Raw genomic sequence first — 22,198 nt, 5'->3', positions numbered from 1 at the left:
AGGGATGGGTGTCGTCAATCGCCTCGGCGAGCGCTTATCGGGTGGCGAAAGCGGGATAGAGACAACAAAGCAGTGCGAGGCGTTCGCTACCGCGTGAAGCTGGGTTGTTCAGGTCGACGCTTCTGCGCGACATTGACGACCGTGATCAAAAGTGTGAGCGCGAGGACCACCGCCAGGCCGACCACTGTGTAAGCCAACAAAGCGACAAGGAATGACTGGCCAAATACGAGCACAACAATGCTAGCGACGAACCCTGTTATCATGCCCAGACCAAGTATTCCGATTAACATAATATCTCCTTCGTACGTTTGCATGCTGCTATCATACTAAAATTGCAATCACAAGTTGTGACAATGCAAGCTTATATTCTCTGTAGGTGAACCTAACTTCACGCTGTAGCCCATTGTTGGCAATCACCGATTAAGAATTCGCTAACAACAGGCAGAAATCTTCTCTATTTGGGCGGTTTTGACCGGATATCCGCCGATATGAATGTGAATAGATGGCGATTGGGGCGATTTTGAGAACAATTTGGACGAGAACGTCTCAATTGAACTCAAAAGCATCTCAAGTTGCCCCAAGAATGCTTGAAAGACCAATTTTTGTTAGAGAATCCAGCATAATCTTGATGATTCGCCGAAAGGAGTATGTTAAGAAATCCTAGGAATCGTTTTTTTTCTGGTTTTGGGAAGTGTGTAAGGGGAAGATGGGTATGATTAGAAAGCTTTTGATGATCGCCTCAGCTGTAATGTTTACGGCTGTTGGCGCGCAGGCGGCGACGGTTGATGTGACCGGTCGGCGTGGCGGCGACGCTACCGTCCGTGGCGGTACAGCCACGTTTAATGTCGATGGGATTTCCGGGACGATTCGGGCCTATTCCACGTATGATACTGCAGCCGGTCCGCGTATCACGACATCCAGACACGGGCTTGGCGTCCGCAATGGCCCGAATGACCGAGCCTATAACGGAAGCGGTAACGCGATAGACGGCTACCGATACAGCGACTGGTTGACGGTGACGTTCGACGCGGCTGTGCGTCTCGTTTCTGCTACACTGGGGTCGTTCAATTCCGGCTGGTTCGAATGGAACGACAATGCGTCGTATAGCGTCGATGGTGGCAACTATGTCCATACATCGAATGCGAACCATTCCTTTGGGGATGTGATTGCCTCGTCGTTCTCGGTGCGGGCATTCGGCTACAATGACGACTTCACTCTGAGCAGCTTTACTGTAGAGGCCGCGCCGGTTCCGCTTCCGGCAACGGCTCTGCTTCTGCTGGGTGGCCTTGCCGGATTTGGCGTGTTGCGCCGCCGCAAGCAAATGGCCTGATTTCAGGCACTAACATCTGAAAACGGCAGCCTTAACCGGCTGCCGTTTTCAATTCAGGCATGGCGCTGGGACACAATGGGCATGTACCCTGTCTGGCATGTTGATTGGATCAAGTGATGCCAGCACCGGGAAATTTGCTGAGTTCTTCTGAAACCACATTGTCTGAAAAGGCGGGTTTCATCCGTCATGCCGGCCTCTTCTGGCTGGCGGTGATGGTTCTGGCCGGGCTGGCGTTTTTCTATGAGGGCATCGCCGAGCTGCTACGCGCGTGGCAATTGCCGGAATACAGTCACGGCCCGCTGATTCCGATCCTGTCGGCCCTGTTGTTCCTGCGTCAGTTGAAGACGGTTCCGATCCAATATGGCGCCGTTGCCGATCGTTGGCCGGGCCTGGTGCTTTTGGCGATTGCCTTGCTGATCGGGGCAGGGGGCCGGTTGATCGGCATCGCAGATATCGTTGCCTATGGCATGATTCTCTGGGTCGGAGCGATCCTTCTTATCAGTTTCGGATGGCGGACAGGGCGGCATTTCTGGCCGCCGGTTCTGCATCTGGTCTATATGCTGCCACTGCCCGGCGCCGTTTATTATGGCCTGTCCACCTACCTGCAGACCATATCGTCCGAACTTGGTGTCTATTTCCTGGATCTGCTGCGCGTTCCTGTCTTTCTCGAAGGGAACATCATCGATCTGGGGGTTTACAAGCTTCACGTGGCCGAGGCCTGCTCGGGGCTGCGTTATCTGTTTCCGATCCTCAGCTTTTCATACATCTTCGCGGTACTTTATCAGGGACCACTGTGGCACAAGGCGCTGTTGCTGCTTTCCGCGGCGCCCATCACCGTGCTGATGAATTCCATACGCATAGCCTTGGCTGGCGTCGTAGTGAATTCCTACGGGCTGGAATACGTGGACAATTTCACGCATTTCTTCGAAGGCTGGGTCATATTCATCATTTGTGTGCTGTTCCTGTTTGGCCTTGCGTGGCTGCTTGTCTTTCTGCGCCGCGACAAGGTCAGTCTGGTCGAGGCATTGGACCTGGAAACCGATGGGCTGTGGACTCAAGCCAAACGTCTGCGGCTGGTGCAACCGTCGACGGCCTTGGTTGCGGGCGCTATTCTGGTGACGACGCTGGCCGGTGTCTGGCAAATGGCCCCCGAGCGGGAAATTGAGGTGGTCAATCGTGATCCATTCGCGCTTTTCCCGTCGCAGCTCGGGGACTGGCGCGCGGGTAGTCCAAACACCCTGGATCCAGATATCGAAATCATCCTGGCGGCCGACGACTATCATTCGGTCACTCTGAACCAGCCGGGGACGGAACACCCGGTTGATTTGTTCATGGTCTGGTACAAGGATCAAAACACCGGCGGCGTGCATTCGCCCGAGGTGTGCCTGCCGGGTGCTGGCTGGGAAATCGCGCAGTTGGAGCAGATTGATGCGCCGACTGGGGCAGGGGAATTCAAGCTGAACCGTGCCATCGTACAAAAAGGGGTCAAGCGCATGCTGGTCTACTATTGGTACGAGCAACAGGACGGACGCGCAGCGTCGGTGTTTGACGCCAAGTTCAAGCTGATGCTGGGCAAGATCACCAGTGGCCGTAACGACAGCGCGCTCGTTCGTCTGATCACGCCGATCGGCCGTGACGAAAACGAGGGCGCTGCCGAAGAGCGGTTGATTGATGCCATGCTGGATGTGGTGCAGCCGCTACCGCGTTTCGTGCAGGGCATTTGAATTTAACAGCTTACAAAGCCGCATCTTGCAGACGTAGATGATCGGAATTTGACGCCGCATCAGCCCAAATTTTGTCTTTCACCAATATTATGTTATCTTTGCGGTCTTTTAGATTCGACACTTTATTGGTCTTAACTCATCACCGGGGGGTGCGATGAGAAATTTTCTTGCAGCAGTGGACAGAATGGCTTTGGGATGTGTGTCTAACAACGAAGGCATTCTGGCATTCAATTTGAAAAGATCGCCAGTAGTTCGCTCTGGACGCCTATCGCTTTTGGTTGAAGAGGACCCGGTTTCACCCGGCAAAGGATACAACCAGATATTAAAGCGGGCCCAGTCACCCATCATGATACTGGCCCATCAGGACGTATATCTGCCAACCGGATGGGAAGACCTGCTTGCCAGACGGATTGCCGAGGTCGAGGCGATTGACCCAGACTGGGGTGTTCTGGCCGCGTATGGGATAGGGTTGGACGATGTAGGGTGGGGGCCCGTCTGGTCATCCTCACTTAGCAGCATTGTCGGCCGGGTTTCGGAAAACCCAGTCCGTATTCAAAGCGCTGACGAATTATTATTGGTGGTCCGCCGTGAGAGAGGGCTGACCTTTGATGAGGGCCTGCCCGGTTTCCACTTCTACGGGGTCGATATCGTACAGACCGCTCTAAAAGCTGGCCTTGGGGCCTGGAACGTTTCGTTGCCTCTTGTTCACAATGACCGATTTCACCCAGCGCCCGATACGGAGTATGATCGTTGTTATCATTATATTCGCCGTAAATGGCACGCGGCGCTGCCATTGAGGTCACCGACGATCAAGATATCATGGCACGGGCTGCACCTCCTTAGGGCAAAGTGGCGAAACCGGCGCGGGCTCAGTTTTAGAAAAGATATGGCGACGCACACCGGCACCGACCCACGGATATATGCGGCGCATTGTGGTTGGGAGAAGCCTGCGTTTTCCACCCCCCTGACTGTGACGGCCAGGAATTCGGACACTGCGGTTCCCCGAACCGGTACTTGATTGAATGCTTTGTATTTCTTTTGTATTGATCGCCCGGTAGGGTCGGGACCGATCGATCTGTGACTTATCTGACAAGGCTATTCGCGCCGGTGCCTCCATTCATCTTGAGAGTATTACACGGAGAGGGGCTTGCCGCCCGCGCGATGCGCAGTTCCACTTGGGCTGTAGGCGGATATGGCGGATCGCAAGTGATCCGCCTGGCCTCGAACCTCATCCTGACGCGTCTGCTGTTTCCCGAAGCCTTCGGACTGATGGCCATCATTCTGGTGTTCATGATGGGTTTGGCGATGTTTTCGGATATCGGGGTCAGCCCCGCAATCCAGCAAAGCAAGCGGGGCGACGATCCCGACTTTCTTGATACGGCTTGGACGATTCAGGTGTGCCGGGGGGGGATGCTCTGGCTGGCGACCTGCGCACTGGCCGGACCGATTTCATGGTTCTATGCCGAACCCATGCTGATGCAGATGATTCCCGTGGCGGGGTTGTCCCTGCTCGTGACGGGATTGAATCCGACACGGGTGCATACTGCGGGGCGGCATCTGCAGATCGGGCGGCTGACAGTTCTGGAAATGGTGTCGCAGGTTATCGGGGTGATCGTGATGGTCGCCTTGGCCTGGCAATTCCGCTCTGTGTGGGCACTGCTGGCGGGAATGCTGGTGACAAGTGTGGCCAAGCTCATTTTGACGCTGTTCTTGCTCGAGGGGCATCGCAACCGCTTTCGCTGGGAAGCGTCGGCCGGCAAGGATCTGATGCATTTCGGCAAGTGGATATTCTTCAGTACGATCTGTGGTTTTCTGGTCAATCAGGGTGATCGGGCCATCCTTGGAAAATATTTGACGACCGATCTGCTTGGGATCTACAGCATCGGCTATTTTCTGGCCAGTTTCCCGCTGCAATTGGGTAACACCGTCGTTTACCGCGTGCTTATTCCACTATACCGTGAAAAACCGCCTGCAGCCAGCCGAAGCAATTTCCTGCGCTTGCGCAAGATGCGTTTTCTGGTGACAGGCGGCCTCATGTTCCTAACGCTTCTTCTGGCTTGGGCCGCGCCGGGGCTAGTCAATTTCCTCTATGACCCCCGCTATGTAGCGGCAGGCGGAATTGCCGTGCTGATATCATTCATCGTCATGCTGCAGATCATCGTGCTGACCTATGACAGGGCTGCGCTGGCGGCAGGAGACTCAAAGAGTTTTTTCTGTTTGGTAGCATTCCGCGCTGTAGTTCAGACTGCATTTTTCCTGATCGGTGCCGAACTGGCGGGATTGCCCGGCGCGCTTGTCGGCCAGTTGCTATCGGTGCTGATGGCCTATCCGGTGTTCGTCTGGCTGGCGCGACGTCACAAGGCTTGGGATCCGCTGCATGATGCCGTCTTTGCGTTGATCGGCCTCTGTTTCGGTCTGCTAATTCTCTGGTACAACTGGAACGCGGTAATCTCGCTGCTTGGCCTTGGGATGAAATAGTGCCTATTGGGCCTGCCCAGATCAATTGACTCTAAAGCCGGTTCTGTCATATCCGGTCGCGATCTCCCAGGCGATCTTCTTGAAATACTGTGCTTGCGACGATGTGAGCGCGTCATGCGATCTGGCCAGTTTATCGGGTAGTTCGCGGGGATCGCGCTGATAGATGACGGCATAGACGAGGCATGAAATAGCATACTGGCCAGCCGCGTTGGGGTGAATATCATCCTGAAAGACGTCGCTGATATGCCCAAGCCCCGGCGCGCGGGACGCTTGGATATCGTCATAAATCCGCATCATCATCCTATGGCCCGGAATCATATAGATCGGCGGCATGCCGGCAGGCCGGATCGCGTTGGCATGGTCCTGCATCTGTTCCCACCGGCGCCCGTCAATATCCAGCCGGTTGCGAAAGGGAATATCTGCCTCGTCGCCCTTGGCATTTTGCCATGACACCCATGTCGAATACAGCATCACTTCGGCACCTTGGCCGTTGTTACCCTTTTTCCAGGCGTGATCGACCCATTTGTCGATCCAGTCCAACGTACCTCTCTTGAACGACGCTGGTTCGACCCTCAGTGGCACGCTTTCGGTCGTTACCAGCAATGCGTAATTTCGGATGTCATTCTTGGCATCCGGTTGGCCAGACGAGTTTTTCCACCGCCATGACATTGGCGAGCCGGGAATGGTGGATTTTGCGATGGTATCGTGCGGATTCACCCTGCTGCGGATCTTGGTGGCCAGAACCAACCGCCCCGGTGCGGGCCAGGCCATATAGGAATCTGTCAGGCTGTGCCCACTATGGATTTGCCTGACGTCGAGCGGGCTGGCCGTTCGTGCGGGAAGTTGCTCTGCCTCGGCTGCAAGCAGCGGAGACGCAAAAGCAAGAAAAGCGATCAAAAGAGGGGTTTTCTTTAGGTGTCGCAACGGGCAATCCTCTTTTCAAATTGGTGTGCCGTCAATTCTTCGCGGCGTGCGCCAGTATCGGCAGAGTATTCGGGGATGTCTACATATTGCTCCTGCCATGCGGGGTGCCGGCAGGGTTTTTGAGCTTTACGATCTTTGGGGGGCCTATAAGACCGCCCTCTATACTGCCCGTTGGACTCGCACTAAGCGTAACGACATTCGGAAACGCGAGACATCGCACTTGGATTCAGGTTAAACATTCAGATGCCTAACAGTTTCGCCTATTTTGCTCTGTTCTCATGGCCGCTGGTCGTCGCTGTCTTTTTCCGGTTCATGCCAAGATCATATGCAATAGCAAGCTCGATCATAGGCGGGTATCTTCTGCTGCCGGACCGGACGGGTTTTGACCTTCCAGCCTTGCCGTCGCTGGACAAAACACTGCTCCCGTCGCTGGCTGCCGGATTGCTCTGCATTTTCTGGCGTGATGACAAAACGAGGCGCCGGGGCCCGCCAGAACCGGTTTCTGCCAACGCCGGCAAGGCGGAGATGTCGGGCCGAGGTCCAGATGCCCCGCCAATGAACGGGTTGCAGGTCAGTCATGGTTCGTCGAGGGCGAACGTATTCGTCCTCAGGTTGCTTGTCATTGTCTTGATCGGCTCGCCATTCTTCACGGCCATCGTGAATAGTGAACCTATTTGGATGGGTCCACGATACCTGCCGGCAATTCGTATCTACGATGCGTTCTCCATGATCCTGACGGCATTTGTTTCCATTCTGCCCTTTCTGTTGGGCTGGCGCTATCTTGGCCGGCAGGAGGATCATCAAGCGCTGCTTTTTGTGTTGGCGACCACAGGTGTGGCCTATACGTTCCCGGCGCTGTTCGAAATCAGGATAAGCCCGCAGCTCAATGCCTGGATATACGGGTTCTTTCCTCATTCCTTTATCCAGCATATTCGGGCCGGCGGGTTTCGTCCGCTTGTCTTCCTGCCGCATGGATTGTGGTTGGGAATTTACTTGGCGATGGCAATCGTGGCCTGTGCCGCCCTTTACAGGCTCAAACGCAGGGCGTCGCAACCGGCAACCCGGTGGTTGCTTTTGGGCGCTTGGGTCTTTGGCGCGCTCGTTCTGGCGAAATCCTTGGGCGCACTGATTATTGCAGGCCTGCTTGTCGTGGTGACGCTTTTCTTGGGTAGAAGGTTGGCGATGCTGATTGCGCTTGTCGTGGCTCTCACGGTTTTGACCTACCCGATGTTACGTGGCGCTGGATGGGTGCCGGTGCAAACAGCTTTGGACATTTCCGCGTCTATTGATGAAGAGCGCGCAGCGTCTCTGAATTACAGGTTTGAGAACGAGGATGTCCTGCTTCAGAGAGCCAACGAAAAACCGTTTTTCGGATGGGGCGGCTGGGGCCGCAACGAGTATCACGACCCAATCACGGGCCGCATTGAAAGCGTCACCGACGGTGTCTGGATCATTTTCATAGGCGTATTCGGTTGGGTGGGGTATATCGCACGTCTTGGTTTGCTGACCTTTCCAATTTTGGTTCTGGCGCGGTCCCGCTATCGCCAACATCTCGGAGTGGCGACGGTCGGACTTAGTCTGGTCCTCGCGGCAAACCTGATCGACTTGATCCCCAATGCCACGCTGACACCGGTAACTTGGCTGGTCGGTGGTGCCCTTGCTGGCTACATCTCAAACGGCTTCAGATCCCGTGCGGCTGCCGCCTCGGATCCAGAAAATGATGGCGATCATCATGCCGCCGCCGCCGCGCCGCCGCAAACCCCGCGTCATGTACGGCAGCCTCGGTCATAGTCGTTGAAGGGCGATGGGAAATATCATCCCGGGCCTAAGCGGTCGGTAGGTCAGTCTGACTCGAGATCATAGACGTCGAGGCGGTAACGACCTTCCGTAAACGTTTGTACCGGATTTAGATCCTTGGTTATGGTCTGCAACGCCTTCGTCACACTATCTTCATCCGAGACCGGTATTTCGAATTCTGTTTCCCAGAACACAAACAGCTGATCGCCATCAATATTCAAAGCACTGGCCTCGGATCGCATCACGAAATTGGAGCGGAAAGCGGGGTCAATAACGTTGTGCTGCGAGTCGCCGTTGAGAAAGGCGTATGAGGCACCTTCGAACAGATGGGGATAATACCAGCGCAGAGGGGGTTCGCGAATCTGCGAGCCGAGGACGAAGATATCCGTTTGCGGATCAAAATCTGCCAGAGGCTCAGCGAACGCAGCGAACGGCGATCTCTCAGGCTCGGATGGATAGAACCCGGCAAGCCAGATCATCTGGGCTGCGACGACAAAGGCAAGCCCGCCCCACCGCAACACTGGCCCGAATGCTGCCAAACCGTATGCAAGAGGCAGGACAGACACGATGCTGGCCCAGGCGATAACGCGTGTCATGTAGATCGGCTTTGCAAAGCTTATCAGGTAAACCAGTATCGGCAGCCCAAAGATGAGCAAAGCCAGCAGAAGCGCTATTTGAGGCACCCGCCTGCCTGCCGACCAAAGCCCCCAGAGAAGCAGAAGACCGATGATCGGTTTGGTCCATTTGGGATAGGGATAGGCCGCCGCTGTTTGTCCATAAACATAGCTTGCGGTGGGTTCAGGGACCCAGAAGGTTCCACCCAAAGTTCCGCCAAAATGGCCTAAAAACGGCAGTAGGGCAGGGATGATCAGTATGATATAAAGGAGGCTTGCTGCCAGAGCTTGCAGCAAAAAGCGAAGCGGCAGAAGTCCGAAAATTACCGCTACCAGAATCCACAAGGCAAACAGCAGGGCGACGAACGCTGCGACGGCTTGGACATAGAATGCGAATGCCATGCTAGCCGCAAACCCGCTCCAGAGTGCAAGCATGCGCCCACGCGACTGCGGTTCGTCCTGCCGTGCTTCGGTAGCCAGAATTATCGCCAAAAGAAGCGCGACACTCAGGGCCAGATTCAAGAGGCAGTACATGCGTATTTCACGGCCCTGATCGACGAACATGGGGGCGCTGGTCAGCAAGAGCACTGTAAGAATGGCAAGGGGTCCGCGCCTGATCCGGCGTGCTATCAGATAAAATATCGGAATGAGCAGAAGGGTGACGACAACCGGCAAGGTTCGTACGTTTGTCACGCCAGTGCCAAACAGGCTGTTCCAGGCCTTTTGCAGTCCGTAGTAGACCGGACGGTGCGTATCGAGCCCCCAGTAATCCACCATGAGTTCCCGCCAGTTGGACTGGGTAAACATCAGTGTGACATGTTCATCCCACCAGTAGTCCTGCCATCCAAGTCGGAAACTAAGAATAGCGGCGGCAAGCGCCATCGCGGTGACGATTATGGCGCCGTCAGCGACGGATATGGGTCTTGCGGAAGACAATGTAGCGATTACCCAGATAGTTGAATATCATTCCGGCCGCGATGCCGCACAGGGCCGCAAGATGCAAACCATAGCTTAGCTCAGAGAAAGCGGAGGCGCGCAGGGCTAGAGACACGATGAAACTAACCGAAGCGCCGACGGCCGAAGCCGCGACAAACCCGATGAATTGCCGGCCTGCTGACCGGTCCCGCGCGTAGGAAAACGTGAAACGGCGGTTGAGCAAAAAGTTCGATACAACACTCACCCCAATGCCCCCAGCAAGACAGGCGGCTTCCGGCAATCCCAGAAATTGCAGCAGACTGAGTACCGCAAGATTGACGACGACGCCCGAGGTGCCGACCACTAGGAACTGTGCCAGATACATGGCATTGGCAAAACGATGCAGATAGAGCCGCCGCAGATGCTGAATGTATTTCAGTTGCTCTTTTAAGGTCAGCTTGCTTTCGCCGTGGATGCGGTCAGAAAAATGTATCGGGACCTCGCCTACATTTTCGAAGCCGCATTTGACGATTAGCTCCAAGGCGATTTTGTAACCTACAGGGTTGAGATCCTTGGCTTTCTTGAAATCTGCATTGCGCAGTGCAAAAAAACCAGACATGGGGTCGCGCATCTGGGTGAGTGGGCGGGCCAAGAGCGTCGCAATGGAGCTGTTGAGCCAGCGCAGAAACCCCCAATCATCATCAGTCGAGGCCCCAGGGACATAGCGCGAGCCGATTACGAATTGCTGTCCTGAATTTAGCGCCAGAATCATTTGGGGAATCTTTTCAGGCGGGTGGCTAAGATCACAGTCCATACAGACAAGGATCGGAAATTTTGCGGCACGAAAGCCATCAATGACGGCCGGACTCAATCCACGGTTTTCGGTTCGCACGATCATGCGCGCCCAGTCAAACCCCGAAGCCTCTACAGCCTCAAGACTGCCGTCGCAGCTGTTGTCGTCTGCAAAGATTAGCTCAAGTTCAAGATCATGATCCCTGCGTACCCGATCAACTCGCTCGAGAAGAAGCGGAATATTTTCCGCCTCTTTGTAGGTGGGGACGATGATACTTATGCCCGATGTAAAATGCGTTCGGGCCAACTCCGAAGAAGGAGGTGCGATGGGGTCCTGAGGCGTGTGCAATATATTTGTATCCGAATATGCAATGCCTAATCTCTAGCTTGAGTGTTTACCAAAGTCTATCAAAGTAAACCTGAGTCTTTTTGTAAGCGCATCGGAGAGCCTTGTACCGAATACCGATACCCAGCCTGCTTGTTGACACATGAAATGTGCCTCACCAAATGCGGATCACCTCATCTCCCTCCCGCACAAAGCCCAACGCCCTCCCGCAAATTGGGGAGGGCGTTGAAAATTTCGTCTGATGTGCACGCCGAAGCGTTTCGTCAACGACCTGCGCTCAGTTCATTGCAAGAGGCGTCAGAGGTCGTCCCAGACTTCTACCGTGACCGTTCCCTGAGTAAAGTCGCCGTCTTCGTCTGCGGCCCAATATTGGAACGTGTCCGTACCAGTGAAATTGGGATCGGGGCGATAAAGCAGTTGTCCGTCATCCTGAAGAAACACCGAACCATGCGGTACCCCGGAAAGCCCGTCCACTCTGAGATCATCTCCCAAGGAGTGACTGTCATTTGCCAGAACGTCGATCAAAATGTCCTCGCCAGCAGATGTGCGAGCAAAATCGTCAGAAGTATCTGCCGACTGATTGTCGAACTCAATATATCCGTTGAATTGACCACCAATCGATCCAGACTGGAGCCGATCATCTGAAATGTCGAGCGTGATCACATGGCTCATCTTGTGCAATTCGCCCGTGGCCCGGTCGGAAACAAAGTCTTCAACCAGAAGAACATTGGTACCATCGGCGGTCTTGTAATAACCTTCCTGCTCGATCAGGGGCGCAATGTGATAGTTCCATTTGAGAACCTGCGTATCGCCCTCGAATTGGCGATCCCGGCTGCCGATTGAATCGGTTTTAATACCGTTGAGGTAAAGATCCTCTCCTTCCGAGATACGTGCGTCCCCGGCCAACGCAAAGTCAAGGCGACCCTCGGTCAGTTGATCAGAAGACAATATGGTGTGCCGCGCAGGATTGAAGCCGTCATATTCCTGCCCCACGTCGCGCATCGAAATGTCGATCAGATGATCGCCATAGTCCTGGCCGTTCGTGCCGAAGTGGAACGTGTCCTGAGATAGATCAAAGCCGGTTCGGAAACCTTCGATCGTTGCACCATTTACGGCAACGTCAAATGTATTGCCTGACAGTGAGAATGCCTTTTGGGCGTCGGCAACCGCGTTCGGATTGTTGGTTCCAAGCAGGTCGAGGTCTAGGAACGTGTAGTGTGAGGTATACTCAATGGATACCCCATTGGATGTTTCCCAGTTCGTAAAGCCATCAAAGATACTACGTACGTCATGGTTTTGGTGCGGGTTGGATTTGATGACGACAAGGCCAAATCTGGTCCCGAAGGCCTCGTTGTCGTGGAAACCTTGGATGACGGTATTCGCAGTGTTGACTGTGTCGGCGCCATAGGCGAGTTCGGATTGTTCAAGGTTGTCGACCGACGGATTGGTTGGTGCGCTGCGATGCATCCAAACATAGCCGTTTGTCGTGTTGGCGGCAACGTTGTCCGATGCCTCAACAAGACGTCCAGCAAAGAAGAACCCGTCTCCAGTGCGGCCATTGTCATGACGGGCAACATCTTCGACATCCTTTCGGCCAACCCAGGCGCCTTGCGAACTGATCGCCATGTTGTTCGACCAAATCCCGGTCTCGTCACCATCTTCGGCTGCGAAGGCCGCGCCAAAGACGTCGAAGGCGACGTTGTCGACAAAATTCGCATTGCTGGAGTGGTGCACAAAGCCCCAGCCAGGTGAGCCGTTGACCGCATTACCGATGGCCAAGGCCGGATCGTCCAGATTCTCGGTTCCGGTCTTGTGGAAGTGGAACGCGTAGCGGCCCTTCACATTGGTGTCGGAGTCAACGCTATTGAAGGTTTCAACATCGGCCGCTGCAAAGGACTTGTCAGTCCGGCCCAGATCGTCAAACGCAGCATAGCGCACGTCGACGTCATCTGAGTGCATGAACATCACGTGGCCACGGTGATGAACGGCTGTATCTTCGCCATCCTCACTGGAGAAGGTGATATTACGGCTCGTATTCGCGACATAGGCGGACAGGTCATCGCGCGGTGTGTCGTGGTCATGTTCCAGCGGACGGTCGATGGTGACTGTCGTGCCGTTGATCTGGGTGATCACAACCTCTTCGTCTTCAGTTTCTTGATAAACCGGCCGCCCCTGACCGCTATCCCATGTCCAGCCTTGCTTGTGTGTACCGGTCAGAACCAGCGTATCGCCGACCTGCCAGCCTTCAGCCGCCTCGGCTAGGTTGATCTGGGTGTCGCCAGCCATCGGCGCGTCCGAGACCTTGAGAAAACCGGTTTTTTCGGCACCGTGAATTTCCGCCGCGCCGTGAGAGACTACGCCACGCGAAAGCAGCATCGGATCCCAGTCTGTATTTATGTCGCCGTTATTGGCAATAACGATCTCGGCATTGACGCCAGCCTGAATGGGGTTTTCTTCGGTGCCAATCTCCAACCGTCCGGAGGGTGAGACCACCATCGTGTCGATCTCCATCCGCGTATCGACATCGGTGGCAAAGGACAGTTCACCATCCACGCGCACCGTAAAGAGAGATTCGTCGCTTTGACCATCATAGATGACCGAGATGCCTTCGGGGATGAGAACAGTTGCACCCTCTTCTGGAATCTGCCCTTGATACCAAGTTGCTGAATCAAACCAGTCGCCGTTGTTGATGGCAATGTTGGAGGCCTCGGAACGCGGCACCAGGTCGAGGACGCTCATATGCTCCATTGCCTTGCCGGAATCGTCCGAATGCGAATGCCCGTCTTCGAGAGCTCTTATTGCGGCAACATATGCCTCAACCTCAGAGGAGTTTGTCGGCGTGGGAACGTAGTTATCACTGTAACCACCATGTCCGCCATGGTCTCCGCCGCCGGTGGTGTCATCATCGCCGGAGCCTTGATCGCCCTGATCCCCGTCGCCAGTGGTGTCATCATCACCAGAGCCTTGATCGCCCTGATCGCCGCCGCCGGTGGTGTCATCATCGCCGGAGCCTTGATCGCCCTGATCCCCGTCGCCAGTGGTATCATCATCACCAGAGCCTTGATCGCCCTGATCGCCGCCGCCGGTGGTGTCATCATCGTCGGAGCCTTGATCGTCGTGATCCCCGTGGCCGGTTGTGTCGTCATCACCGGAGCCTTGATCGCCCTGATCGCCGCCGCCAGTGGTATCATCATCGGAGCCTTGATTTCCCTGACCATCATCGCCAGCGTCATGGCCGCCGTGACTCAGGCTGTCGCCGCTGATCGTCACGCGCTCGCCATTGCTATCCGGACCGGCCCAGTCCAAGGCCAATGTCGCGGCGCCGCGCGCTTCGAAATACCGCACTTCAATCTCGTGCGCTCCGGCCGAGAGATCGACCTTCACGCGCTGCGTGGTAGTGCCGTGCAGCCCGTCATTGTCGACCACCGCTTCGCCATCGATGTACAGCGCCGAACCATCATCCGAGGTTAGATAGAGGGTGTAAGTTCCGGCCTCTTTTACGTTGAGATTACCAGTCGTCAGCATCGCGAAATTGTCGCTCGCGCCGCCTTCCCAGAAAGAGCCTCGCTCGCGGATCGTGTCCAGCTGTTCAACCATACCCGTTGCTGTCGGGGTGGCACCAAAGTCGATCTGCGAAAGCCGGGAGACACCAGACGGAAGCGCAAAGTATGCGCTGGCCAAGCCCTGCATCGTCCCACTTGTTCCACCGTCGCCAGTGGTGTCATCATCGTCGGAGCCTTGATCGCCCTGATCCTGATCGCCAGCGGTGTCATCATCACCGGAGCCTTGATCGCCCTGATCCTGATCGCCAGCGGTGTCGTCATCGCCGGAGCCTTGATCGCCCTGATCTCCGCCGCCAGTGGTATCATCATCGGAGCCTTGATTGCCCTGACCATCATCGCCGCCGTCATGTTCGCCGTGGCTCAGGCTGTCGCCGCTGATTGTCACGCGCTCGCCATTGCTATCCGGACCGGCCCATTCCAAGGCCAATGTCGCGGCGCCGCGTGCTTCGAAATAACGCACTTCAATCTCGTGCGCTCCGGCCGAGAGATCAAGCTTCACGCGCTGCGTGGTAGTGCCGTGCAGCCCGTCATTGTCGATCACCGGTTCGCCGTCGATGTAAAGCGCCGAACCATCATCCGAGGTTAGATAGAGCGTGTAGGTTCCGGCCTCTTTTACGTTGAGGTTACCAGTCGTAAGCATCGCGAAATTGTCGCTATTGCCGCCTTCCCAGAACGAGCCTCGCTCGCGGATAGTGTCCAACTGTTCAACCATACCTGTTGCCGTCGGGGTGGCACCAAAGTCGATTTGCGAAAGGCGGGAAACTCGACCAGCGATGTTGAAGTAAGAGGCGAAGAGACTCATAGGGTTCCTATCTCGATTCTAAATCAGCTATTTTTCAGCTATTTCGGATATGTTGCTCTCATCCTGAGGGCGAGAGGTGAGCGAAACCGTGATTAAATCACGGCGTTTTTAAGATGCGCGGACCGTCGAAAAAGGCCCCCCGCTGAATTTGTTCGTAGCATTTGCGCGATCACGATAGATGTGGCCAATTGGGTGTTTGCGAGGTGGTGCATGCTGCCTATTGCCCTTCTAAAGCGTGGTTTTGGTCGGAAAGTGTCATTTTTGCAAAGCTACGGCGGCAATTGTTTCAATTCTCTTAACATTGCAAATTGGACTCGATAGATATTCAGGATTCGGCGAATTGTGGCGCATCTTGGTAAGGGCTCGGCAGGATCACGCTTGGAAATCCGGACATCGACACGGGGCGCACTTCGATCGGTGAGGAACAATGCGCCAGACACCCAAAAGGTAGGCGGCCGTCGATTCGCGCCCCAGACACGGCATCCCACACGCGATATTCGGCACGTGATGATCAGGATTTAGGGGCCTGTATCTTTGGGCCTGAACTTGCATTTGATGCGATACTAAAGGACGACAGGTCTATCGAAGACTCTCAGGAGAGCAGGTCATCATGAGCAAGAACACTACCGTTGGCGTGGTCATTATCGGTCGCAATGAAGGAGAGCGCCTCCTCAAGTGCCTCGCATCGATCCCCGAGAGCATTCAGCAGATCATATACGTAGATTCCGGCTCCACCGATAATAGCCGGCAAGCTGCCGGGGCCGCAGGGGCGCGGGTTGTCGAACTCGACATGACCCGCCCCTTCACCGCGGCACGGGCCAGAAATGCTGGCTTTGCCGAACTCGTCTCTCAGGGGTCGGTGGACTTTGTTCAGTTCATCGATGGCGATTGTGTTCTTCAACCGAACTGGGTGGAGGTATCACTCGAATTTCTGATCCGGCACCCGGACGCGGCCGTCGCCTGTGGCCGCCGTCGCGAGCTTTTTCCGGAAAACTCCGTCTACAATCGACTGTGCGATCAGGAATGGGACACACCGGTAGGGCGCACGTCATCATGCGGCGGAGATGCCCTGATGCGCGTCTCGGCCTTTCAGGAGGTTGACGGTTTTCGGGATGGGATGATCGCGGGAGAAGAGCCGGAACTATGTGCCCGGCTGCGCGCCGCAGATTGGGAGATCTGGCGCTTGGACGCGGAAATGACACTTCACGACGCCGCTATCATCAGCATCAGGCAGTGGTGGAAGCGGGCATGGCGCAGCGGACATGCCTTTGCCGAGGGCGCAGTTTTGCACGGCGCGGCACCCGAGCGTCATAGCGTGGCTGCGGTTCGCCGTATTCTGATCTGGGGTCTGGCGTTGCCGATATTCATTCTGGTTCTGTCCATCATGATTTCTGGTTGGGCTCTTTTGCTGTTTCTGATTTACCCCATGCAGGTCGTTCGCCTAGCCCGGCGTGGCGGACTAGGCATGAGGATCAGTTGGGAACGAGCCTTTTTTCTGGTCTTGGGAAATTTTCCCGAAGCGCTTGGCGTTTTGGAATATCACTGGCGGCGTCTTGTGAAAAAGCCCGCCGGCATTATCGAGTACAAGTGATGTTCCGCTGCCACTGGCCTCTTTTTTGTCTGCCACCTCATTCACGGATGACTTACTCCTGACAAATTCATTATGCATCTTATGATGCAGACTGCCCCAGAGGCCCCAAATTCCTGTCATGAGCCATCAAGAGTAGATATTTTGCGCATAGCCTATCTGACAAACCAATACCCGATGGTGAGCCACACGTTCATCCGCCGTGAGATACTGGAACTTGAACGCCAGGGCGTAGAAGTGGACCGCTTTGCTCTGCGTGGCTGGGATGCCGAGATCGTAGATCCGCAGGACCAGATCGAGCGCGGCCAGACCCGTTATACCCTCAAGGACGGCCTTCTACCTCTGTGCGGTAGTATGCTGCGTTGTTTGGGGCGCAGCCCCGGACAATTCTGGCAGGCGCTGAAGGCGGCGATGTCCATGTCACGCAATTCCATCCGGCCATGGCCCTATCATCTGATCTATCTTGCTCAGGCTTGCCGTATCCGCGAATGGCTCCACGATCGCCCGGCCGATCACCTACATGCGCATTTCGGCACAAACCCCGCCGAAATTGCACTGCTGGTCCATTTGCTTGGGGGCCCCGGCTACAGCTTTACGATCCATGGCATGGACGAAGCCGACAATGCCCAGCAACTTGCCTTCGACCGCAAAGTCAAAGAGGCCCGGTTTGTCGCCACGATCAGTGCCTTTACGCGCAGTCAGTTGATGCGGCACGTGTCACCCGAACTTTGGCCCAAGATAAAGGTGGTTCATTGCGGGCTGTCGGCCGAGGCATTCACCGATGCGCCCCAGCCGAAACCTGCAACGCCGATCTTTCTCTGTATTGGGCGCCTGAGCCCCGAGAAGGGGCACCTGATCCTTCTTGAGGCGTTCGCTGCCGTACTCAAGGATTGCCCTGAGCCCCGGCTGGTTCTGGCCGGGGATGGAGCGTTGCGCGATCAAATCGAGGCGCGATTGGAAGCCCTCGGACTAAAGGCATCGGTCCGCATCACAGGCTGGATTTCGTCAGATCAGATTTTCCAAGAGATAGCTGCGTGCCACACCTTGGTTCAGCCAAGCTTTATCGAGGGGCTACCTGTGGTCATCATGGAAGCGATGGCGCAAGGCCGACCGGTAATTTCAACCTATGTGGCAGGAATTCCCGAGCTGGTCCGCCCGGGCGAAACAGGCTGGCTGGTGCCGGCGGGCAACCAGGATGATTTGGCGCAAGCGATGCGTGAAAGCCTTGCGACATCGTCAGCCGACAGGGCGCGCATGGGCAAGCAGGCCCTGAAACGGGTCCGCGCCCGCCATAGTATCGAAACCGAGGTAAAGAAATTGCGCATGTATTTCGGCGGAGAAGACCAGACATGAAGGGTCTGCTGAAGCAGGCAGCGCTGTCTGTGCTCAGTTCCAGTCCGACATACGGCTTTCTTCAGCGCAGGTTTTTGCGCGATCATCCGGTCACCATCCTGTGCTATCACACTCTTGGTCCCGAAGATGAGACGATGGATGCCTGGACGGTGCTTTGTGTGGCTGACTTCCGCGAACAGCTCGCTTTTCTGCGCGAACATTACGACATCGTCAGCTTGGACGAGGCGTTGTCACATCCAGCACCGAACTCTCGGCCCAAAGCTGTGCTGACCTTCGATGACGGGGATGTGGGGCTATTCAATCACCTTCTGCCGATTATTGAGACGGAAGCGATCCCAGTCACCGTCTATATCGCGACTGCCCAGATCGTCGAGGGTCGCGCCTACTGGTTCGACAGGGTTATGAATGCACTTCAGGGGCAGCAAAGCGTCGACATTGACCTGCGTCATGCGGGGCTTTCGAAATGGAGTGTCGGACCACAGACCGGGGCGGCCCGCTGGTTGGTCATCTCCGACATTCTGGAAAACCTCAAGCGCCTGCCGCCTGACCAACGCGAGACTTTGGCACAGGATGTGGTGGCCCAGTCGGGACCATCGCAGCGCGCTTTCACTGCGTTACAGCCAATGACGATCAAGCAGCTGCAAGCCTTGGCCGCAAATCCGCTGGTCACGATCGGGGCGCACAGCCACTGTCATAATCTTCTCGATCAGATACCCATCAATGAGGCACGCGGCAGCATCGATCAATCCCGGGAACTCTTGCAAGACTGGACCGGCCAGCCGGTTCGCCATTTTGCATATCCTAATGGCAACATGAATGCGGCGCTTCAGGACAGTCTTGAATCACTCGGCTTTGCGACAGGAGCTGCTTTGACAGCGGAGCAGGACGGTGAAAGCCTAAATGCGTTCGCGTTGCTGCGCATCTCGATCGGACGCTACGATGACATCAAACGATTTCGGCTGAGATTGGTCGGGTTTTAACAACTGACGACCGTGAGGCTACAACACTTCGAATACCATTTAGAAACGGTCTTAGGTCGCGATGGGGCAGAGCATGACGTCGTTGCGTGGCGCGCTCGCCATGCCAAACCTCATCGCCATGCGGTTCATCACGGCGATCATGCGCCTTGATCACCGAAGGCCGAAAATAGACATCCGAGTTCCGCTGGCCAGCACGAATAGTCAACTTGGGCAGATTAATTCGTAGCGACCGACACTGGGTAGCAGGCCGCGCATTCCCAGACTTTTCATATAGGGAGGGATATCCAATCCCCCTGCCAGCCAAGCGCGCGAATGTTCAGATAAGCCCTTCAGCGGCAAAGAGCGCCTTGATGTCCGCATCCGGGCGTGCGCCGTAATGTGAAATCACCTCGGCAGCCGCGATGCAGCCCATCTGGCCTGCCACATCCAGCGGCGCGCCAGTGGCCAGCCCATAGAGAAACCCGGCGGCGAATTGATCGCCTGCGCCCGTCGTATCAACAGGTGCGACGCGCCTTACCGGAACCTCCACCACCTCGGCGCCCCGCCGGATGGTGACGTCCGCGCCCGAGCGAGTGCATACCACAAGGCCACTCTCGCCCGCTGCCTGATCCAATGCCGCATCCAGATCTGCGGTCTCGTAGAGGGCCGACCACTCGTATTCGTTACCGATCACGTAATCGAGCCCACAGATAAGTGCGCGGAAATCATCGCGGTGGCGGTCCACACAAAACGGATCACTCAGCGAGATGCCGGCCAGACCGCCTGCCTTGCGGCACGCCTCGGTTGCCGTGCCAAAGGCAAACTTGCCCTGCGGCTTGTCAAAGAGATATCCCTCCAGCAGCAGCAACTCCGCGCCCGCCACGACGTCATTCGGCACGTCCTGCGGCCCCAGTTCGGTCGAGATGCCGAGATAGGTGTTCATCGACCGCTCGCCGTCAGGCGACACGAAAATCATCGAGCGTGACGTCGGCAGGTCGCCCCGAGGGACCGGTGGATTGACGAAATCGGTGCCGACACGCGTAAGGTCGTCTGCATAGGCACGACCCAATGCATCGTCCCGCACCCGTCCCACAAAACCCGTCGTCAGTCCCAACGCGCCCAATCCGGCGATGGTATTGGCGACCGATCCGCCCGCCGTCTGCACGCGATTTTCCATTGCGTCATACAATGCCTCGCCGCGCGCCTCGTCGATCAACTGCATCACGCCCTTTTCAATGCCCATCTTGCTGAGGAACGCGTCATCGCTGCGGCAGATCACGTCGACCACGGCATTTCCGATGCCGACCGCTTGGTATTTGCTCATGTCGTCTTGTCCTCATAGGGGCACAGGTCGCGGATCAGACATGTGGGACACATGGGTTTGCGCGCCTTGCAGTGATAGCGGCCATGCAGGATCAGCCAGTGATGGGCATGATGTTGAAAATCCGCTGGAATGTGATCCTCAAGCGCGCGCTCGACCGCAACGACGTCCTTGCCGGGGCAGATGCCAGTACGGTTTCCGACCCGGAAAATATGAGTGTCGACCGCTTGCGCTGGCATATTCCACCACATGTTCAGCACGACATTGGCGGTCTTGCGCCCCACCCCCGGCAGCGATTGCAGCGCGGCGCGCGAGTTGGGCACTTTGCCGTCGTAATCGTCGACCAGGATCTGGCTCAACTTGATCACGTTCTTTGCCTTCTGGCGGAAAAGGCCGATCGACTTGATGTGTTCGGTGACACCTTCAAGGCCCAGGTCCAGCATCTTTTGCGGCGTATCGGCGATCTGAAACAGCGCGCGCGTGGCGCGGTTCACGCCTGCATCGGTGGCCTGCGCGCTCAGCGCGACGGCGACAACGAGGGTAAAAACGTTCACATGCTCCAGCTCACCTTCAGGCTCGGGCTGGGCGTCTTGAAAGCGCTCGAAAATGGCGCGGATCGTGTGATAGTCGAGTTGCTTGCTCATGATGCGCTTCTAATGGCCGGATTTGCGCCATTGCGCAACATTCGGGTCGCAGTGGTGACACGTTGCGCCTAAATTGACAGGCAAGCCAAAGGAACATCCGATGACCATGCCAGCCAATCAAAGCTACCATTTCAACGTCATGCGCCGCGCGATCGAACTGATCGATGAGGGCGGATCAGGTATGACGCTGGATCGGCTCGCGGGCGAAATGGGGATGAGCGCCGCGCATTTCCAACGGCTTTTCTCGGGATGGGTCGGCGTATCGCCAAAGCGATATCAGCAATATCTGACGCTGGGCCACGCCAAATCGCTGCTTTCGGCACGTCATACCATGCTGGAGGCAGCGGACGGCGCCGGCCTGTCGGGGACCGGGCGGCTGCACGATCTCTTCCTCAGGTGGGAGGCGATGAGCCCTGGCGATTTTGCCCGCAAGGGCGCTGGGCTGACCGTATACTGGGGTTGGTTTGACAGCCCCTTTGGCCCGGCGCTGGTGATGGGGACGGATAAGGGTATCTGCGGCATCGGCTTTGCCGCCGAGGCGGGAGAAGAGGCGACGATGACGGATCTGCGCAGCCGCTGGCCGCAGGCCGACTTCGTCCAAGACGAGGACCGGCTGCGCCCTTGGGCGCTGGAGGCCTTCTGCGCCGAGCGCACCAATCCCACCCCGCTTTATCTGATCGGCGCGCCCTTTCAGATCAAGGTGTGGGAGGCGCTGTTGGCCATCCCCTCGGGCCATGTCACCACCTATTCCGAGATCGCACAAGCGATCGGCCACCCCAAGGCCGTGCGTGCCGTTGGCACCGCTGTGGGGCGCAATCCGATCAGCCTGTTGATCCCCTGCCATCGCGCGCTGCGCAAATCAGGCGGCCTTGGCGGTTATCACTGGGGCCTACCGGTCAAGCGCGGCATCCTCGCATGGGAGAGCGCGCGCGCCGAGGCCGGGTAATGCAGCGCGAGATGCGCGGATTGCTGCCGATTTGCGCGGGATTGTGTATTGGGCATGGCCTCTCGCCACCCTATAGTCCGCCCAAGTCCGACTGACCGGACA

The 22,198-nt window shown here is 56.4% G+C and carries 15 protein-coding genes; 9 read left to right on the top strand and 6 right to left on the bottom strand.

What is annotated here, in order from left to right; genetic code table 11:
• Positions 1-712: 712 nt before the first annotated feature.
• The 4 genes from U3654_RS15260 to U3654_RS15245 all read left to right on the top strand — a co-directional run bounded on the left by U3654_RS15260 (position 713) and on the right by U3654_RS15245 (position 5,532).
• A complete protein-coding gene (locus U3654_RS15260; protein ID WP_324752405.1) occupies positions 713-1,330 on the top strand; it encodes a VPLPA-CTERM sorting domain-containing protein in 618 nt (205 codons plus the stop codon).
• A 116-nt stretch (positions 1,331-1,446) separates the two neighbouring features.
• Positions 1,447-3,054 carry a VPLPA-CTERM-specific exosortase XrtD gene (gene xrtD / locus U3654_RS15255; protein ID WP_324752404.1) on the top strand — a complete coding sequence of 536 codons (1,608 nt, stop codon included), beginning with the start codon at positions 1,447-1,449 and terminating at the stop codon, positions 3,052-3,054.
• A gap of 154 nt (positions 3,055-3,208) precedes the next feature.
• Positions 3,209-4,072 (top strand): hypothetical protein, encoded by an 864-nt coding sequence (locus U3654_RS15250; protein WP_324752403.1) that lies wholly within the window; start codon positions 3,209-3,211, stop codon positions 4,070-4,072.
• A 143-nt stretch (positions 4,073-4,215) separates the two neighbouring features.
• Positions 4,216-5,532, top strand: a complete 1,317-nt coding sequence (locus tag U3654_RS15245; protein WP_416384598.1) for an oligosaccharide flippase family protein — start codon at positions 4,216-4,218, stop codon at positions 5,530-5,532.
• A 21-nt stretch (positions 5,533-5,553) separates the two neighbouring features.
• Here U3654_RS15245 and U3654_RS15240 read toward each other — a convergent pair whose 3' ends face one another.
• Positions 5,554-6,303 carry a hypothetical protein gene (locus U3654_RS15240; protein ID WP_324752401.1) on the bottom strand — a complete coding sequence of 250 codons (750 nt, stop codon included), beginning with the start codon at positions 6,301-6,303 and terminating at the stop codon, positions 5,554-5,556.
• A gap of 396 nt (positions 6,304-6,699) precedes the next feature.
• Between U3654_RS15240 and U3654_RS15235 the strand changes: the two genes are divergently transcribed.
• Positions 6,700-8,247 carry a hypothetical protein gene (locus tag U3654_RS15235; protein WP_324752400.1) on the top strand — a complete coding sequence of 516 codons (1,548 nt, stop codon included), beginning with the start codon at positions 6,700-6,702 and terminating at the stop codon, positions 8,245-8,247.
• Positions 8,248-8,297: 50 nt separating this feature from the next.
• Here the strand turns inward: U3654_RS15235 and U3654_RS15230 are convergent, their stop codons facing one another.
• From U3654_RS15230 to U3654_RS15220, 3 genes are all read right to left on the bottom strand, one after another.
• The gene (locus U3654_RS15230) at positions 8,298-9,749 is read right to left on the bottom strand and encodes a glycosyltransferase family 39 protein (protein ID WP_324752399.1); all 1,452 of its coding nucleotides are present in this window, start codon (positions 9,747-9,749) and stop codon (positions 8,298-8,300) included.
• A gap of 22 nt (positions 9,750-9,771) precedes the next feature.
• A complete protein-coding gene (locus tag U3654_RS15225) occupies positions 9,772-10,923 on the bottom strand; it encodes a glycosyltransferase family 2 protein (protein ID WP_324752398.1) in 1,152 nt (383 codons plus the stop codon).
• Positions 10,924-11,217: 294 nt separating this feature from the next.
• Positions 11,218-15,285 carry a PA14 domain-containing protein gene (locus tag U3654_RS15220; protein WP_324752397.1) on the bottom strand — a complete coding sequence of 1,356 codons (4,068 nt, stop codon included), beginning with the start codon at positions 15,283-15,285 and terminating at the stop codon, positions 11,218-11,220.
• A gap of 610 nt (positions 15,286-15,895) precedes the next feature.
• On the opposite strand from U3654_RS15220, the gene U3654_RS15215 reads away from it, so the two are divergent.
• The 3 genes from U3654_RS15215 to U3654_RS15205 all read left to right on the top strand — a co-directional run bounded on the left by U3654_RS15215 (position 15,896) and on the right by U3654_RS15205 (position 19,206).
• On the top strand, positions 15,896-16,876 hold the full coding sequence (locus U3654_RS15215; protein WP_324752396.1) for a glycosyltransferase: 981 nt from the start codon (positions 15,896-15,898) through the stop codon (positions 16,874-16,876).
• A gap of 141 nt (positions 16,877-17,017) precedes the next feature.
• Positions 17,018-18,226 carry a glycosyltransferase family 4 protein gene (locus U3654_RS15210; protein ID WP_324752395.1) on the top strand — a complete coding sequence of 403 codons (1,209 nt, stop codon included), beginning with the start codon at positions 17,018-17,020 and terminating at the stop codon, positions 18,224-18,226.
• Entirely contained in the window at positions 18,223-19,206 is a 984-nt protein-coding gene (locus tag U3654_RS15205; protein WP_324752394.1) for a polysaccharide deacetylase family protein, read from the top strand. The genes U3654_RS15210 and U3654_RS15205 overlap by 4 nt, the downstream gene beginning before the upstream one ends.
• 316 nt (positions 19,207-19,522) lie before the next feature.
• Here the strand turns inward: U3654_RS15205 and U3654_RS15200 are convergent, their stop codons facing one another.
• Together U3654_RS15200 and nth are read right to left on the bottom strand one after the other, a co-directional pair.
• A complete protein-coding gene (locus U3654_RS15200; RefSeq protein WP_324752393.1) occupies positions 19,523-20,509 on the bottom strand; it encodes an adenosine kinase in 987 nt (328 codons plus the stop codon).
• Positions 20,506-21,150 carry an endonuclease III gene (gene nth / locus U3654_RS15195; RefSeq protein ID WP_324752392.1) on the bottom strand — a complete coding sequence of 215 codons (645 nt, stop codon included), beginning with the start codon at positions 21,148-21,150 and terminating at the stop codon, positions 20,506-20,508. The genes U3654_RS15200 and nth overlap by 4 nt, the downstream gene beginning before the upstream one ends.
• A gap of 106 nt (positions 21,151-21,256) precedes the next feature.
• Between nth and U3654_RS15190 the strand changes: the two genes are divergently transcribed.
• The gene (locus tag U3654_RS15190; protein ID WP_416384597.1) at positions 21,257-22,096 is read left to right on the top strand and encodes a methylated-DNA--[protein]-cysteine S-methyltransferase; all 840 of its coding nucleotides are present in this window, start codon (positions 21,257-21,259) and stop codon (positions 22,094-22,096) included.
• The last annotated feature ends 102 nt before the right edge of the window (positions 22,097-22,198 follow it).

The sequence above is a fragment of the Roseovarius sp. Pro17 genome (assembly GCF_035599575.1).
Classification (GTDB): Bacteria; Pseudomonadota; Alphaproteobacteria; order Rhodobacterales; family Rhodobacteraceae; genus Roseovarius.
Note: the sequence above shows the minus strand (reverse complement) of the source record. Positions and strands in the feature narration are given on the sequence as shown.

Excerpts from the sequence above, each read along its gene's own strand:
- U3654_RS15260 (WP_324752405.1), top strand. The coding sequence starts at position 713 with ATGATTAGAAAGCTTTTGATGATCGCCTCAGCTGTAATGTTTACGGCT.
- xrtD (WP_324752404.1), top strand. The coding sequence starts at position 1,447 with ATGCCAGCACCGGGAAATTTGCTGAGTTCTTCTGAAACCACATTGTCT.
- U3654_RS15250 (WP_324752403.1), top strand. The coding sequence starts at position 3,209 with ATGAGAAATTTTCTTGCAGCAGTGGACAGAATGGCTTTGGGATGTGTG.
- U3654_RS15245 (WP_416384598.1), top strand. The coding sequence starts at position 4,216 with ATGCGCAGTTCCACTTGGGCTGTAGGCGGATATGGCGGATCGCAAGTG.
- U3654_RS15240 (WP_324752401.1), bottom strand. The coding sequence starts at position 6,303 with ATGGCCTGGCCCGCACCGGGGCGGTTGGTTCTGGCCACCAAGATCCGC.
- U3654_RS15235 (WP_324752400.1), top strand. The coding sequence starts at position 6,700 with ATGCCTAACAGTTTCGCCTATTTTGCTCTGTTCTCATGGCCGCTGGTC.
- U3654_RS15230 (WP_324752399.1), bottom strand. The coding sequence starts at position 9,749 with ATGGCGCTTGCCGCCGCTATTCTTAGTTTCCGACTTGGATGGCAGGAC.
- U3654_RS15220 (WP_324752397.1), bottom strand. The coding sequence starts at position 15,285 with ATGAGTCTCTTCGCCTCTTACTTCAACATCGCTGGTCGAGTTTCCCGC.
- U3654_RS15215 (WP_324752396.1), top strand. The coding sequence starts at position 15,896 with ATGAGCAAGAACACTACCGTTGGCGTGGTCATTATCGGTCGCAATGAA.
- U3654_RS15205 (WP_324752394.1), top strand. The coding sequence starts at position 18,223 with ATGAAGGGTCTGCTGAAGCAGGCAGCGCTGTCTGTGCTCAGTTCCAGT.
- U3654_RS15200 (WP_324752393.1), bottom strand. The coding sequence starts at position 20,509 with ATGAGCAAATACCAAGCGGTCGGCATCGGAAATGCCGTGGTCGACGTG.
- nth (WP_324752392.1), bottom strand. The coding sequence starts at position 21,150 with ATGAGCAAGCAACTCGACTATCACACGATCCGCGCCATTTTCGAGCGC.
- U3654_RS15190 (WP_416384597.1), top strand. The coding sequence starts at position 21,257 with ATGCCAGCCAATCAAAGCTACCATTTCAACGTCATGCGCCGCGCGATC.